The sequence below is a fragment of the Arthrobacter mobilis genome (genome assembly GCF_012395835.1).
GTDB classification, from domain to species: Bacteria; Actinomycetota; Actinomycetes; order Actinomycetales; family Micrococcaceae; genus Crystallibacter; species Crystallibacter mobilis.
This window is the reverse complement of sequence record NZ_JAAZSQ010000005.1, coordinates 133,368-148,250: the sequence shown is the minus strand read 5'-3', so window position 1 is coordinate 148,250 and position 14,883 is coordinate 133,368. Positions and strand designations below refer to the sequence as shown.

The window sequence follows — 14,883 nt, the reverse complement described above, 5'->3', positions numbered from 1 at the left end:
GGCCCGCGGGCAAATTAGACGTTTAAGTAGCCCAAAATGCCGCTAACTTTTGTGCTGCGCTCAGTCAGCCGCCCGGCCGGGCACCGCTTCGCCGTTCTGCCGCATGTTGTCGAGTTCCCTTTCCACCAGGCGTTCGAGCCCGCACAAGGCTCCCCGGCGGTCACCGTCCGCCCACGACAGGGACGGCAATTCGGCCACCGTGGCGACATAGGTTTCGTCCTCCGGACACCAGGCCACATGGAATCTGAAGCCGGCCAGGTCCTCCCGGCCACAGGGATCGGACATTGTCTGCCTCCCGCTCGTCCTGCTCATCACGGTCCCCCTGGCCCATGATAGGAACCCGGACTGACACTTCAGAGGTGAACCCGCCGTGGCAGTAACGGCAATCCTCACAATCACCCGTCATCTGGACGACGTCGGCTGGCCGTGCCGGGACGGCGCTGTGAGCAGCCACGAGGGTTTCGGAGGCCATGGCTTGAGTCTAGGGTTGAGCGCATGGAGACACTGGAAGAGCTTTTCGGCGCGTGGGGCAATGAACTCTGGACGTGGGTGGTGCTGCCGGTGCTGGCCGTGCTGGGCATTTATTTCACCGCCCGCTCCGGCGCGGTGCAGCTGCGGATGCTGCCTGCCATGTTCAAGACGCTCACGGACAAGGCGCTGGTCAACGAGGACGGCAGCAAGAAATCCATCTCCTCGTTCCAGGCCTTCACCGTCTCGGCTGCCTCGCGTGTCGGGGTGGGCAACGTGGCCGGTGTGGCGACGGCGATCGCCGTCGGCGGCCCCGGGGCGGTGTTCTGGATGTGGGCCATGGCTTTCATTGGCGGCGCGTCCAGTTTTGTGGAGTCCACGCTGGCCCAGCTGTACAAGGTGCGGTCCAAGGACGGTTACCGCGGCGGACCGGCGTACTACATGGAGCGCGGCCTGAGGAAACGCTGGATGGGCGTTACCTTCGCCATCATCCTGATCGTCTGTTTTCCCTTCGCGTTCAGCTCCCTGCAGGCCAACACCATCTCCCAGTCGGTGGCCGGCGCCTTTGGGGCCGATGCGGTGACGCCGATCTTCGGCTGGACCGTGGGCCTGGTGCTCTCCGTGCTGACGGCGCTGGTGGTCTTCGGCGGGATCCGGCGCATCGCGCATGTGACCGAATCCCTGGTCCCGTCCATGGCCCTGCTGTACGTCATCCTCGGCCTGGTCATCGTCGGCATGAACCTGGACCGTCTTCCGGAAGTCTTTGGCTCCATCTTCACCGAGGCTTTCAACTTCCAGTCAGCGATCGGCGGCGGCTTGGGAGCCGTCATCATGCAGGGCGTCAAGCGCGGCATGTTCTCCAATGAAGCCGGCCTCGGCTCGGCTCCAAACGCAGGCGCGACCGCTTCGGTGACCCATCCGGTCAAGCAGGGTCTGGTCCAGACCCTGGGCGTCTACTTCGACACCTTCCTGGTCTGCTCCATTACCGCCTTCATCATCCTCTGTTCGGTCGACAACCCGGTGGGAGCCTCGCAGGGCATCGCGCTGACCCAGACCGCCATTACCTCCCAGCTGGGTTCCTGGGCGAGCATCCTGCTGGCGGTCATCATCTTCCTGCTCGCCTTCAGCTCGATCATCGGCAACTACTATTACGGTGAATCGAATATCGAATTCATTAGCCAGCGCGAGACGGTGCTGATGATGTACCGGACGCTGGCGACGGCGGCGGTCTTCCTCGGGTCGATTGCCTCCGCCGGCGTGATCTGGAACTTCGCGGACGGGATCATGGGCCTGATGGCGCTGACCAATCTTATTGCCATCGCGCTGCTCTCCGGCGTCGCGTTCCGGCTGCTCAGGCACTACACCGCGCAGGCCCGGCAGGGCCGGGACCCGGTGTTCACCGCCGACCAGATGCCTGAACTGCACGGCATCGAGTGCTGGACCGCCGAAGATGTGAATACGCGCAGGGTCCCGGTGGTGCAGAAGCACTAAGCAGACCGAACACCTGGCCGAGGACCGACCGGCCCGGCACCTGTTCCGCTTCGTCCGCGCAGATTCGGCTGGCCCTGACCTCCGGCGGTAACGGCGGCGGGGCGGCGATCACCATGGACAGCCCCCAGCTCAGCATGCCGCGGAAGGTCTTGTCCCGCTTTTCCTCCTCGGTGTTGGCCACAACCAACGCTCAGCCGGTGGAGAACGGGCTGGAATCGATGGCGGAAGCGGCAACGCACGGGGCAATGACGGAGCCCATGACCCTTACCGCTTTGCTGGCAGCAGTGGGGCAGCCAAGATGGGGTGCCGATGCCGGCGATCAGCAGGATGACGTTCCAGCCGATCTGGCTGACCCCTGCCTACCCATATTGCGCTTCTCCCATCCAGCAGCACCTGAGTAACAGAGTCAGGAAGTCCGGAAGTTTCGGCAAAAACTCAAGCGAGGATTGACCCGGCCGGCTGCGCCGTGATCGGCGGCGCGGGAACCATAACCAGGGAACCACCCTTTGAGGCACCGGATGGGCCGGTATATATTCATTAGGTGCACATAAGCGCACATATGATCTCTTTGTCCTTTCGAAAGGGGCTGCCATGTTGACCGTGCTGGGTAACCAGGTGTACCGGCGGCTGTTCGCCGCCCAGGTTGTGGCGCTGGCCGGTACAGGGCTGCTGACCGTGGCGCTGGGCCTGCTGGCATTCGACCTGGCCGGGGATATGGCCGGAGCCGTGCTCGGCACCGCGCTGACCATCAAGATGCTCGCCTATGTGGGCGTCGCCCCGGTCGTGGCTGCACTGGTCGAACGGCTGCCGAAGAAAGCGGTGCTTGTGGGAGCGGATGCGGTCCGGGGTGCGATGGCGCTGTGCCTGCCGTTCATCACCGAAACCTGGCAGATCTACGTGCTGATCTTCCTGCTGCAGGCGGCCTCGGCGACCTTCACGCCGGCATTCCAGTCCCTGATCCCGTCGGTGCTGCCGCGAGAGCAGGACTATACCCGGGCGCTGTCGCTGTCCCGGCTTGCCTACGACCTGGAGTCCCTGCTCAGCCCGGCGCTGGCAGCCCTGCTGCTGACCGTCATTTCGTACCATTCCCTCTTCCTGGGAACAGCGGCCGGGTTCGCGTTTTCGGCGCTGATGGTCGCCGGCTGCAGCCTGCCGGTCCCGGCCCCGGTCCCGGCCCAAGGAACGCTCTGGCACCGCACCACGCTTGGAACGAGGATCTTTTGGCGGACCCCGGAACTGCGCAGCCTGCTGGCTTTGAACCTGGTCGTCGCGTGCGCCACCGCGCTGGTGCTGGTCAATTCGGTGGTCTACGTGCGGGACCTGTACGAGCGCCCGGAGACCGACCTGGCCCTGGCACTGGCCGCCTACGGAGCCGGCTCCATGCTGGTGGCGCTGCTGGCCCCGCGCCTGCTGGACCGGGTGGGCGACCGCCGCGTCATGCTGGCCGGTGCCACCGTGCTGCCGCTGGGACTGGCGGCGAGCGCCGGGCTGACGGCCCTCGGGCCGGCCGCGGGCTCCTGGTGGATGCTGCTGGGGCTGTGGCTGGCCATGGGTGCCGGCAACTCGGCAATCCTGACCCCATCGGCGCGGCTGCTGCGCCGTGCGTCCACGGACGCCACCCGTTCGTATGTCTTCACCGCCCAGTTCGCCCTTTCCCATGCCTGCTTCATCCTCACCTACCCCCTCGCCGGCTGGGCCGGTGCCGGGGTTGGGCTGGCGGGGGCGTGCGCGGCGCTGGCCGTGCTTGCGATAATGGCCTCGGCAGCAGCCCGGGCCGCCTGGCCGGTCCCGCGGGAGGCCGCCGTCGTCGTCCCGTCAACGAAAGCAGGCCCATGACCGAACCCGTGCGGGCCCCGAGCTACCGGCATCCGGCCGCGCCGGACCGCAAACGGCTCGATGCGGCCGCAGACACGCTGCGCATGCTCGCCGAACCGACCCGGCTGCACCTGCTGTGGACACTGACCGCCGGGCCGGCCAATGTGGGCCAACTGGTCGAGGCCACCGGGGCTGCGCGGACCGTGGTCAGCCAGCACCTGGCCAAACTGCGCCTCAGCGGCCTGGTGGACGGACGCAAGGAGGGCCGCAACGTGGTCTATTCCATCCACGACGGGCACCTGAACCGGCTGATCCTGGAAGCCCTGAACCACGCCGACCACCGGATCACGGGCGAGCCGGTCCACGACTGAACCGACGGGCCTCCCCGCGCCGGCGCCGCGCCTTGTCCCCGCAGCCTCAGGCTGGGCGGAGCACCCGCACGGCCAGGTCCTCGACGTAGCGCTCGCGCACGTCCCCCAGGGCCGCCCGGGCGGGGGAGGTGAAGAACCTGTTCTCCTGCCCTGCCACCGGCTGGTCGGCGCTGAAGGACCTGATCCAGACGAACTCGTGCCCGTCTGCGGTGTTCCGCCACGGCCCGGATACCGAAATGCCGACCGCCTCATGCAGCGGCACGATGACGCGGTGGAAGTACTCCAGCCACATCTCCATCAGCCCCTTGCGGATCCGGTAGATGCACAGCTGGCCCAGGTCCGCCGTCGTCACCGGCACCGGGGCCAGGACCACGACGTCGACCTCAGGTGCCAGTTCCGGCGGCACAAGGTTAAAGTCCTAGATGCCCCGCGGACTGCCTTAGGCACCGCCGGCAGGAAAGCTGCGGCACATGGGACAGAGTAACCAACGACGCCGGTCCCCCCTCCTGGATGGGATGGGTGTGGGGTACGGGCAAGGACCGGCAAGCCCCTGCCCGTGCCCGGTCTGTCAGTGTTCGTCGTAGTGGTCCCCGTGCTCTGCGTGGCGGTGCCCGGCATGCACGTAGTCCACATGGTCCCCGTGCTGAACGGACTCGTGCGTGCAGTCCGCACCGCCGTGGCGGTGCTCCCCGGGGGTGTGCTCCGCTGGGTCATCGTGTTCGTCGTAGTGGTCCTCGTGCTCTGCGTGGCGGTGTCCATCATGCAGGTAATCCACATGGTCCCCGTGCTGGACGGACTCATGGGTGCAGTCCGCAGCGCCGTGGCGGTGTTCTGCGAGTGTGTGTTCGGCTTTGTTTTCCTCGGTCATGATGGCTCTTCCTGATGCTCCAACCATGTGGTTGCCGCGGCGTGTTTCCTGGATGTGGGCGAGGGCGTCAGCGACCATGTGCGACACGTGGCCGTCGGCTAGGGCATAGAGTGCCTCCTTGCCCAGGCGGGTGACGCTGACCAGGTTGTTTCCCCGCAGCAGTTTCAGATGCTGGGAAACCAGCGGTTGGGACAGGCCTGCTGCCCCGGCAAGTGCAGTGACTGTGGAGGGTCCTGCCGAGAGGGCGCGCAGAATGCGCAGGCGCGACGCCGCGGAAAGCGCCTTGAACAGTTCGGCCGCCTCCAGCAGGTCCCGCTCATCAGCCACATCAACACATAAGCACCCGTCTAGGTATTGTTCAAGCCTCATTGGATACTGAGACTCATTCTCATATAGACTCGGGGCATGCGCCTTACTGTTGTCAGTTCCATCGATTCCCTGACGCGGGGCCAGGTCTGCCGGGCCGTCGCGGCGGACCGCAGCGGTGCGGTGGTGGTCCTTCATGATCTTCAGGGAAACGGGGTGGTGATCCGCCGCATCTACCGGGACGGATCCTTGGCCGAGCGCACGGAAACGCCGCTCGAACACGGCTGCCTGGCATGCACCGTCCGCCTGGATGTCGTCCCGACGGTGCGGGCACTGCTCGCGGACGGCGCCGGGAATGTCATTGTCGGCCTGCCCCCTGCCGTGCCCTCCTCCGCTGCCGTGAACGCCTTGCGGAAGGGTATCGGCAGTACCTTGTCCGTTGAGTCCGTGGTGCTCGCCTGCGACCCGGGGTCCGTGGAGGATCAGATCTGGGACCGGCACACCCTTTTCGAATCGGGGTTTACGGCCAAACCCGAAGATAACCGCACCCCGGGCGAATTCCTCATCGGGGAGTTCGCCTTCGCGGACACCGTCCTGCTGGCCGACCCCGAACTGGTTCCGGTCGACCAGGACCGGCAGGCCCGCGGCGGGCAGCTGGTCCGGGAACTGGCCCCGCACGCCGCCGTCTGCGGAACCGACGGCTACCGGCCGGCGGGGCATGATCCTGCCGAGGCCGCGGCACGGGCAGTGCCGGGCTCGGTGCGCATCCCCGCGGCAGAGTCGGACTCGGCCTTCACCACCGTCGTCCACCGCCTTGAGCGCCCGCTGCACCCGGAGCGTTTCCGGCACGCCCTGCCCAAGCTGGCGGAAGGCTGCTGCTGGGTGCGCGGGCGGCTCTGGATCGCCTCGGCCCCGCGCTGCCGGATTGCCGTCTCCGGAGTAGGGCCGCGGGTCTGGCTGGAAAACACCGGACCGTGGCTGGCCGACCGGGACAGCGGTCCGGCTGCCGGAAATCCCCACAGTGTTGATGCCGCGCTGGACTGGCACCCGGTCTTCGGGGACCGCGGCACCGTAGTGGCCATCACCGGCGAGGATGTCGACGGCGCCGGCACGGCGGCGCTGCTGGCCGGATGCGAAGTGACCGATGCGGAAATGGCAACCGACCCCGAGGCCATGAGCGGCCCGTTCGAACCAAGCAGCACCCACTGATGCTTGGTTCGGGAATGCACCGGAAAGCCAACTGCGAGGAAGAAGGAATACCTGTGAAAGTACGCAACTCCCTGAAGGCCCTGAAGAAAATACCGGGAGCCCAGATTGTCCGACGCCGCGGCCGCACCTTCGTCATCAACAAGAAGAACCCGCGGATGAAGGCCCGCCAGGGCTGAACCCTTCGGGCAGCCGGCCAGCCCGGGCGGCCGGGATGATCCGCGTCCGGGGTCCTAGGTCTTGTCCAGGCAGGATGCGCACAGCCCGGAGAGTTCGACGGCGTGGGAGACTGCGGCGAACCCGTGTTCCCGGGCGGTCCGGGCGGCCCAGCGTTCCACCACGGTCTCGGTGACTTCCACCGTGTGTCCGCAGCTGCGGCACACCAGGTGGTGGTGGTGTTCCCCGCGCCGGCACCGGCGGTAGCGCAGCTCGCTGTCGGACCCGCGCAGCACGTCCACCTCCCCCTCCTCGGCCATGGCCTGCAGGGCGCGGTACACGGTGGCCAGGGAGATCGCTTCGCCCTGGCCGCGCAGCATCTCGTGGAGCTGCTGCGCACTGCGGAAATCCGGGGTCTGCTCCAGCAGCGCGGTCAGCGCGGACCGCTGGCGGGTCATCCGCAGCACCTCAGGCCGCCTCCCCCACGCGGACATCGTCCTCGGTATCCGGATGCGGGTCGCCGCCGGGCTTCGGCCGGGACAGCAGCGGCCGGAGGACCGCAAGCACTGCGTAGAGGCCGACCGCCAGCACGACGATCGTCGCCCCCGGGGACAGCGGGTGGAAGTAGGTCACGGACAGCCCGGTCACGCAGACCACCGCACCGATGACCATCGCGGTGCCCATCGTGGCGCCGAACGAGCGCGCGGTCAGCTGGGCAATGGCCACCGGGACGATCATCAGCGCCGAGACGAGCAGGACGCCGACCACGCGCATGGACACGGACACCGTCAGCGCCGCCAGCACGGCGACCAGGATGTTCAGCGCCCGCACGGGCAGGCCGGCGGCCCGGGCGAACTCCTCGTCGTGGCACAGGGCAAACAGCGCGGGCCTCAGGCCCAGCCCGATCCCCAGGATCACCGCGGCCAGGCCCGCGCTCAGCCACACGTCCAGCACGGTGACGGTGGAGATGGAGCCGAAGAGGTAGCCGGTGAGGTTGGCCGAGGTGCCCCCGGCCGCGCCGATCAGCAGCACGCCGCCGGCGATCCCGCCGTAGAACAGCAGCGCCAGGGCCACATCGCCGCTGGTCTTGCCCTGCTCGCGCACGATCTCGATCAGTACCGCCCCGGCGATGGCGGCGACGACGGCGCCGGGCACGGCCAGCACGTCGTGCGGGGTCAGGCCGGCGGCGGCGCCGGCAAGCCAGCCCATGGCCACCCCGGTCAGGGCCACGTGCCCGATCCCGTCCCCGAGCAGGGCCAGGCGCCGCTGCACGAGGTAGGTGCCCATGACGGGCGCGGACACACCGACCAGCACGGCGATCATCAGGGCACGCTGCATGAGCGGGCTGGCGAGCATCGCCGCCAGGGTATCGAAAAAGCCCATTACCACTCCGAACTCAGGTCAGGGACGGTATGCCCGGGGGGCCTGTCCTCATGGGCATGCAGGTGGTCGTGTCCGGGGTGGTCGTGTCCGGGTGCCGCCGGCGGCGGCGGCCCGTCATGCAGGACGCTTCCGTGGCGGAGCACGACGGCGCGCTCGATGAGACCGGCCAGTTCACCGAGCTCGTGCAGGACCACCAGCAGGGTTGTTCCCTGGGCGCGCAGCGTGGCCAGGATGCCGGCCAGCGCTTCCTTGGAGGCCTTGTCAATGCCGGCCAGCGGCTCGTCCAGAATGAGCAGGTCCGGCCGGCGGACCAGGGCGCGGGCGATCAGCACGCGCTGCTGCTGGCCCCCGGAAAACACCTGGACGCTCTCCCGGGCGCGCTCCAGCAGCCCGACCTGCTCGAGCGCCGCCAGCGATCTTTGCCGGGCCGCGCGGCCGGGGCGCAGCCGCCGGTTCGCCAGCAGCCCCGAGGCCACGACCTCCAGTGCCGTGGCGGGCACGCCCGCGGTGGAGCCCACCCGCTGGGGCACATAGCCCACCCTGGACCAGGGCACCAGGCGCCGGGAGGCCGCGACGTCGGCGCCGTAGATTTCCGCCCGGCCCGAGGCGATGGGCACAATGCCCATCAGGGCCTTGACCAGGGTTGACTTGCCGGAGCCGTTCGCGCCCAGCAGCGCCACCGCCTCCCCGCCGGGGACGGTCAGGTCAATGCCGTGCAGAATGGGTCCGGCCCCCAGGTCAACCCTGAGGCCCTGCGTGCGGATGGCCGGCTGCGCCATTGGGATCACCCGCAGCGCAGGGCGCTGCGCAGTGCTTCCAGGTTCGCCCGCATGACCTGCTGGTAGTCCGAGCTGTCGTCGGCCAGGCCTTCCAGCGGGTCCAGGACGGCGGTGCGGATGTCCAGGTCGGAGGCCAGGGTTTCGGCGACCTTGGGATTGACCAGGGTCTCGGTAAACACCGTCGTGACGCCCTCGTCCCGGACCACCTTGCCGATTTCGGCCAGACGCGCCGGCGACGGCTCGGTATCAGGTTCCAGCCCGGCAATGCCCACCTGCTCCAGGCCGTACTTTTCCGTCAGGTAGCCGTAGGCCTCGTGGGAGACGACGACGGTGCGGAGCTCGCAGGTGGCCAGGCCCTTGGCGAATTCCGCATCCAGGGCCGTCAGCTCCCTGGCCAGCGCGGCGGCGTTCTCCTCGTAAACGGCCGCGTTCGCCGGATCCGCCTCGCCAAATTCCCGGGCAACCGCTTGGCCGGCATGGGCCAGTCGCTCCGGGTCCAGCCAGAAGTGCAGGTCCTTACCGCCCTGCCCGCCCTCATGCTCTGCATGCTCCTCGGCGCTTTCCCCGGCATGCTCCTCCTCCGAGTGGCCGGCCTCCAGGTCGGCTTCCGCGGACACGTCCACGACATGCTCCGGGGAGGCCTGGGCCACGGCGTCGTCGACGGCGGGCTGGAAGCCGGACAGGTACACCACGGCCGCAGCCTGTTCCAGCTCCGCAACGGCGGCCGGCGAAAGCTCAAGGTCATGGGGCTCGGCACCCGGCGGGGTCAGCGACTCGACCTCCACCAGGGGCCCACCCACCCGCTCGGCCACATACTGCAGCGGATAAAACGAGGCCATCACCTTCAGCCCGTCCCCGGTCCCTTCCGCCGCGGAACCGGAGGGTTGCGCGGCGCCTCCGGAGGCACAGCCGGAGAGCGCGAGGGCACCAAGCAAGGGCAGGACAGAGGCAAGGCGAAGGGGAATGGTCATGACAACGATTCTCAATAAAGTGAGAACCGTTGTCAATTTGGGTCGGCAGGCCGCCGCCGGCACGTCCGGACAGGGCCGCCCTGCAGGATGCTGCACCGCCGCTGTCGGCACCCAGATTGCTAATGAGACTTATTTTCATTAGTGTGGCGCAGGTTCATTTACCGAAAGGACTGGAAATGGTGTGGAAGCGGCTCAGGGCGGCGGGAGCGTCCGTGCTCGTGGCGGGATTGCTGGCCGGATGCGCAGGCGACGGCGGGACGGGCGGGCAGGCCGCGGACGGCCCGTTGAAGGTCGTCGGGCCGTTCGAGGTGCACAGCATCGACCCGGCCACCAGCGGAGGGTTCTTCACCCGGCTCCAGGTCGCCGAAACCCTGGTCGAAGCCAGCACGGACGGCGCCCTGCAGCCGGGGCTGGCCACCGGGTGGGAGACGTCGGAGGACCGGCTCACCTGGCGCTTCACAATCCGCCCCGATGCGCTCTTCCACGACGGCACGGCCGTGACGGCCGAAGCGGTCAAGGCCGCCCTGGAGACCGCCCGGAGCAAGGAGAGCCCGCTGGCGGATGTTCCGGTGAAGGCAGTCACCGCCGACGGCGGCACGGTCACGGTCGAACTGACCAAGCCTTTCGCCCCGCTGGCGGCAGTGCTCGCGCACACGAGCACCCAGATCCTGGCGCCGGCCTCGTATGGACCGGACCGGGCTGTCACCGAGGTCATCGGCTCCGGCCCGTACCGCGTGGAGCGGCTCCAGCAGCCCTCCGGCATCGAACTGACCGCCTTCGAGCAATGGCAGGGAGAGAAGCCGGTGATCCGGGAAGTGACCTACCAGGCCGTGGGGCGTGCGGAAAGCCGGGCGCTGATGGCCGAGAGCGGACAGGCCGATGTGACCTTCGGCATGGACCCGGTAAGCCTGCAGCGCCTCCAGCAGAACGAGGGCGTGGAGATCGAGGCCGTCACGCTCCCCCGCTCAATCCTGCTGAAGGCCAACGCCGGGCACGAGATCCTCGGCGACCTCCACGTCCGCCAGGCGCTGAGCACGGCCCTGGACCGGAAGTCGATGGCCGAGGCGCTCCTGCGCGATCCCGAGATGGCCGCCACCCAGCTGTTCCCGCCCTCGCTCCAGGACTGGCACCAGGAGTCGCTCGATCCGCTGGCGCATGACGCCGAAGCAGCCAAGGCCCTGCTGGCGGAAGCCGGATGGACCCCGGGTGCGGACGGGGTGCTGGTCAGGGACGGCCGGCGCTTCGAGGTCAGTCTCCGCACCTTCCCGGACCGGCCCGAGCTCCCCGTGCTTGCCACCGCCGTGCAGGCGGCGCTGCGGGAGGTGGGCATTGTGGTGGACGTCAGGATCGGCAACTCCAGTGAGATCCCGGCCGCACACCAGGACGGCACCCTCGAGCTCGCCCTCTTCACGCGCAACTTCGCCCTGGTCCCGGACCCGCTCGTGACCCTGGCCGGCGACTTCGCTCCGGAGGGATCCGACTGGGGTGCCATGGGCTGGAACAACCCCGAACTCACCGCTGCCCTGAATGACCTGGCCCGGGGCGCGGACGGGCAGGCCGCCGAGGACGGGCGCGAGACCGCCGCCCGCATCCTGCACACGGAACTGCCCGTCATCCCCGTGGCCTGGTACCGGCAGAGCGCCATCGTCAACGACCGGGTCGAGGGCCTCGAGCTGGACCCGCTGGAGCGCTCCTGGCGTATCTCGGAACTCTCGTGGGCACAGAAGTGAGCGCCCAACTCGACGCAGCTCCCCCGGTGAAGGCTCGTCTGGCTCCGCTGGCGGCCGTGCTGCGCCGCCGCGCGCTGCAGGCCGTGGGCGTCGTCCTGCTCGTCTCCACTGCATGCTTCGCCATCGTGCAAAGCCTGCCCGGGGACATCGCGTTCCGCATCGCGGCCGGCCGGTACGGCTATGACGCGGTGACGGCCTCCTCCGCGGCAGCCGTCCGCGCCGATCTGGGCCTGGACCAGCCGGCCTGGCAGCAGCTGTTCGGCTGGTGGGCCGACGTCGCCCGCCTGGACCTGGGGAAGTCCCTGGTGACGAACGCCGACGTCGGCGACGAGCTCGGGCTCTCCCTCGCTGCCAGCCTCCAGCTGGCCGCAGCCGCACTGCTGCTGGCTTGCGCCTTCGGCACCGCTGCCGGCGCCTTCGCCGCCCGCCACCCCGGCGGGCTGGTGGACAGGGCCACCGACGCGGGCGTCACCCTAGCCAGGGCCTTCCCCCCGTTCCTGCTGGGCCTGGCCTTGATCCTGGTCTTCTCCGTCCATCTCGGGGTCCTGCCCGCCGCCGGGCACGGCGATGGCGGCAGCATCATCCTGCCAGCGCTGACTCTGGCGATCGGCCTCGCGGCCCTGTTCGCCCGCGTCTCCCGCGACACCATCGCCGGCATCCTGGCCTCCGACTACGTCGGCTTCGCCCGCACCAAAGGGCTGTCAGCACGGCTGGTGTACCTCCGCCACGTCCTCAGGAACGCCGGCGTCACGCTCATCGCGTACCTGGGCGTGCAGGCGCTGATCCTCATCGAGGGGGTCGTCGTCATCGAAAGCCTCTTCGGCTGGCCCGGGCTCGGGCACGCGCTCGTCCACGCGGTCTTCTGGCGGGACCTGCCCATGATCCAGGCCTCCGCCCTGGCCCTGGCACTCCTCGTGGTGGCCATCAACACCGCTGCCGATCTGGCCGGCCTCGCCGCCGACCCCCGACCCCGCAACCGGAAGGCCTTCCAGTGACCTCGCTGTCTGCAATCCCGACCGCCACGGGGCCGGCGACTGCGCACCCCAGCCCAGCACCCGGCCGGCGCTGGCGCACCTGGCACAGCACCCGGAGCCTCGGCCAGCGCCTGGCACTGGCGCTCCTGGCCCTGCTCGCTGCCTTCGCTCTGGCCGGGCCCCTGGTCTGGCCGGATCACGCGGTCCAGGACCTCTCCCGCTTCCTCGAGACCCCGAGCCTGGCCGAGCCGCTTGGCCGGGACCACCTCGGCCGCAGTGTCATCGCGCGGCTGGCCCACGCCACGCAACTGTCGCTGCTGCTGGCCCTCCTGTGCGTGGCCACCGCGCTGACGGCGGGAGCCGTCGCGGGCATCGCCGCTGCCTGGCGCGGCGGCTGGCTCGACGTGGCGCTGCGCGGCCTCTCGGAGGCGCTCATCGCCATCCCGGCGCTCCTGATCGTCCTGATTTTCTCGGCCCTGGCCGACGGGGCCCTGTGGACGCTCTACCTCGGACTGGCGCTGGCCCAGTGGGTGGAGTACTTCCGCCTCGTGCATGCCCGCAGTGCCCTGGTGCTCGCCGGGCCCGCAGTCGAGGCCGCAGGCCTGCTCGGGCTCGGCACCGTCCACATCGTCCGGCGCCACCTCTGGCCCGAGCTGCGGCCCCTGCTCGCGACCATGGCCGCCTTCGGCATCGGATCGTCGGTCCTGGCCCTGTCCACTCTCGGCTTCGTCGGGGTGGGGCTCAAGCCGCCCACCCCGGAGCTGGGCCTGATGATCACCGAGGCCTTCCCCTTCTACTCCGAGGCACCTTGGATGTCCCTGGCTCCCGTCCTGGTCCTCGCAGCCACCCTCGCCGGGCTCCTGGGCCTGCGCAGCAAGGAGACCCCGTGAACCTGCACGTGAAGGACCTTACCGTCACCCACCGGGGCCGGACCCTCGTCGACGTCCCGGAGCTGGAACTGCAACCCCGGCGCCCCGTCACGATCGTCGGCGAGAGCGGCTCGGGGAAGTCCCTGCTCGCCCACACGATCATGGGCACCTTGCCGCCGGAGCTCACGGCCCGGGGAAGCCTGCTGATCGACGGGCAGGTCCTCGACATCGCGGACATGGCGAACCGCCGCCGCCTGTGGGGCAGGACCCTGGCCCTGCTGCCGCAGGAGCCGGTCCTCGCCCTCGATCCCACCATGAGGGTCGGAGGCCAGGTGGCCGAAGGGTTCCCCGGCTTCCCCGCCCGCCGCCGGGAGGCGCGCTCCGCCGCGGGCACCCTGCTGAAGGCGCTCGGGCTCGGCGCCTCCGCCCAGGCGTACCCCCACACCCTCTCCGGCGGGATGGCGCAGCGGGCCGCATTCGCGGCAGCCACCATCGGCCAGGCCTCGGTGCTCATCGCCGACGAACCGTCCAAGGGCCTCGATGTGGGGGCGCGGGACGAGCTGGCTGCCCTTCTGGGCCGGCACGTGGAGGTCGGAGGGATCCTCCTGACCATCACGCACGACCTCGAGCTCGCGCGCCAGCTCGGCGGCGAGGTCCTGGTCATGAGAGACGCCACTGTCGTCGAACACGGCCCGGCCGGACAGGTCCTCGCCGAACCGTCCCACTCCTACACCCAGCGGCTCATTGCCGCCGAGCCGTCCCACTGGACCTACCCGTGGATGGACAGGACGGCACCGGCTGCGGAGGCGCCCCGCCTCGTCTCGGGAAGGGGCTTGGCCAAGTCGTTCGGCGGCCGCACCCTCTTCTCCGACCTCTCCGTCGCCGTCCGCGCCGGGGAGCGGCTCGCGATCAGCGGACCCAGCGGCTGCGGGAAGACGACGCTGGGCAATATCCTGCTCCGCCTCACCGCGCCGGACGTTGGCCAGGTCAGCCACGCCGCGGAGCTGGGCGTAGGGCGGCTGCAAAAGCTCTACCAGGACCCGGCACTTGCCTTCCCGCCCCGGGCAACGCTCGGCGACGGCTTCCGGGACCTCCTGCGCCGCCACCGGCTCGACCCGGCCCGACTCGACGAGCTGCTCCCAGCCCTCCGCCTCCAGCCCGAACTCCTCGGCCGGCTGCCCGGGCAGGTCTCCGGAGGGGAACTGCAGCGCCTCGCCGTCATACGCGCCATGCTGCTCGAGCCCGCCCTGCTCTTCGCCGATGAGCCCACCTCGCGCCTGGACCTCATCACCCAGGAGGAAACCATCTGCGCCCTGATGGAGCAGGTGGACCGCCAGGACTGCGCCCTGGTGCTGGTCACCCACGACGAGTCCCTCGCCCACGCGGTCGCCGGCCGGCGGCTTCAGCTCGGACAGGACACCAGCACCTCCCGGCTGGCGAAGACACCGGCCTGAACCGCGTCGGGAACGTCCCGGGCGGATTGAAGGCATGCCCGT

Annotated in this window: 16 protein-coding genes; 9 read left to right on the top strand and 7 right to left on the bottom strand. The window is 69.4% G+C overall.

The annotated features are described in order from the left end of the window. Nucleotides 1-60: 60 nt before the first annotated feature. Nucleotides 61-285 (bottom strand): antitoxin HicB, encoded by a 225-nt coding sequence (locus HGG74_RS07780; RefSeq protein ID WP_168485779.1) that lies wholly within the window; start codon nt 283-285, stop codon nt 61-63. A 210-nt stretch (nt 286-495) separates the two neighbouring features. Between HGG74_RS07780 and HGG74_RS07775 the strand changes: the two genes are divergently transcribed. From HGG74_RS07775 to HGG74_RS07765, 3 genes are all read left to right on the top strand, one after another. Then, complete coding sequence (locus HGG74_RS07775; protein WP_168485778.1) at nt 496-1,959, top strand: alanine/glycine:cation symporter family protein; 1,464 nt, start codon at nt 496-498, stop codon at nt 1,957-1,959. 591 nt (nt 1,960-2,550) lie between these two features. Then, nucleotides 2,551-3,795: an MFS transporter gene (locus HGG74_RS07770; protein WP_168485777.1), complete on the top strand. Its 1,245-nt coding sequence runs from the start codon at nt 2,551-2,553 to the stop codon at nt 3,793-3,795. Further along, nucleotides 3,792-4,145 (top strand): ArsR/SmtB family transcription factor, encoded by a 354-nt coding sequence (locus HGG74_RS07765; RefSeq protein ID WP_168485776.1) that lies wholly within the window; start codon nt 3,792-3,794, stop codon nt 4,143-4,145. The genes HGG74_RS07770 and HGG74_RS07765 overlap by 4 nt, the downstream gene beginning before the upstream one ends. Before the next feature lie 46 nt (nt 4,146-4,191). Here the strand turns inward: HGG74_RS07765 and HGG74_RS07760 are convergent, their stop codons facing one another. Next, a complete protein-coding gene (locus HGG74_RS07760) occupies nt 4,192-4,551 on the bottom strand; it encodes an NIPSNAP family protein (RefSeq protein WP_168485775.1) in 360 nt (119 codons plus the stop codon). 162 nt (nt 4,552-4,713) lie between these two features. Next, nucleotides 4,714-5,340 carry a metalloregulator ArsR/SmtB family transcription factor gene (locus HGG74_RS21505; RefSeq protein ID WP_312856781.1) on the bottom strand — a complete coding sequence of 209 codons (627 nt, stop codon included), beginning with the start codon at nt 5,338-5,340 and terminating at the stop codon, nt 4,714-4,716. 78 nt (nt 5,341-5,418) lie between these two features. Here HGG74_RS21505 and HGG74_RS07750 point away from each other — a divergent pair, with 78 nt between their 5' ends. Next, nucleotides 5,419-6,528: a GTP-binding protein gene (locus HGG74_RS07750; RefSeq protein WP_168485773.1), complete on the top strand. Its 1,110-nt coding sequence runs from the start codon at nt 5,419-5,421 to the stop codon at nt 6,526-6,528. A 53-nt stretch (nt 6,529-6,581) separates the two neighbouring features. Next, nucleotides 6,582-6,704 (top strand): type B 50S ribosomal protein L36, encoded by a 123-nt coding sequence (ykgO, locus tag HGG74_RS21500; protein ID WP_021810741.1) that lies wholly within the window; start codon nt 6,582-6,584, stop codon nt 6,702-6,704. 54 nt (nt 6,705-6,758) lie between these two features. Here ykgO and HGG74_RS07740 read toward each other — a convergent pair whose 3' ends face one another. The 4 genes from HGG74_RS07740 to HGG74_RS07725 are packed head-to-tail and all read right to left on the bottom strand — an operon-like array spanning nt 6,759 to nt 9,814. After that, nucleotides 6,759-7,139, bottom strand: a complete 381-nt coding sequence (locus tag HGG74_RS07740) for a Fur family transcriptional regulator (protein WP_281356090.1) — start codon at nt 7,137-7,139, stop codon at nt 6,759-6,761. 10 nt (nt 7,140-7,149) lie between these two features. Further along, nucleotides 7,150-8,064: a metal ABC transporter permease gene (locus tag HGG74_RS07735; RefSeq protein WP_168485771.1), complete on the bottom strand. Its 915-nt coding sequence runs from the start codon at nt 8,062-8,064 to the stop codon at nt 7,150-7,152. Next, nucleotides 8,064-8,843: a metal ABC transporter ATP-binding protein gene (locus HGG74_RS07730; RefSeq protein ID WP_168485770.1), complete on the bottom strand. Its 780-nt coding sequence runs from the start codon at nt 8,841-8,843 to the stop codon at nt 8,064-8,066. The genes HGG74_RS07735 and HGG74_RS07730 overlap by 1 nt, the downstream gene beginning before the upstream one ends. A 5-nt stretch (nt 8,844-8,848) precedes the next feature. Then, on the bottom strand, nt 8,849-9,814 hold the full coding sequence (locus tag HGG74_RS07725) for a metal ABC transporter substrate-binding protein (RefSeq protein ID WP_168485769.1): 966 nt from the start codon (nt 9,812-9,814) through the stop codon (nt 8,849-8,851). 176 nt (nt 9,815-9,990) lie between these two features. Between HGG74_RS07725 and HGG74_RS07720 the strand changes: the two genes are divergently transcribed. The 4 genes from HGG74_RS07720 to HGG74_RS07705 are packed head-to-tail and all read left to right on the top strand — an operon-like array spanning nt 9,991 to nt 14,841. Next, a complete protein-coding gene (locus tag HGG74_RS07720; RefSeq protein WP_168485768.1) occupies nt 9,991-11,544 on the top strand; it encodes an ABC transporter substrate-binding protein in 1,554 nt (517 codons plus the stop codon). Then, entirely contained in the window at nt 11,529-12,539 is a 1,011-nt protein-coding gene (locus HGG74_RS07715) for an ABC transporter permease (protein ID WP_205761559.1), read from the top strand. Before HGG74_RS07720 ends, HGG74_RS07715 begins: the two co-directional genes overlap by 16 nt. After that, nucleotides 12,536-13,408: an ABC transporter permease gene (locus HGG74_RS07710; protein ID WP_205761557.1), complete on the top strand. Its 873-nt coding sequence runs from the start codon at nt 12,536-12,538 to the stop codon at nt 13,406-13,408. The genes HGG74_RS07715 and HGG74_RS07710 overlap by 4 nt, the downstream gene beginning before the upstream one ends. After that, entirely contained in the window at nt 13,405-14,841 is a 1,437-nt protein-coding gene (locus HGG74_RS07705) for an ABC transporter ATP-binding protein (RefSeq protein WP_168485767.1), read from the top strand. Before HGG74_RS07710 ends, HGG74_RS07705 begins: the two co-directional genes overlap by 4 nt. The last annotated feature ends 42 nt before the right edge of the window (nt 14,842-14,883 follow it).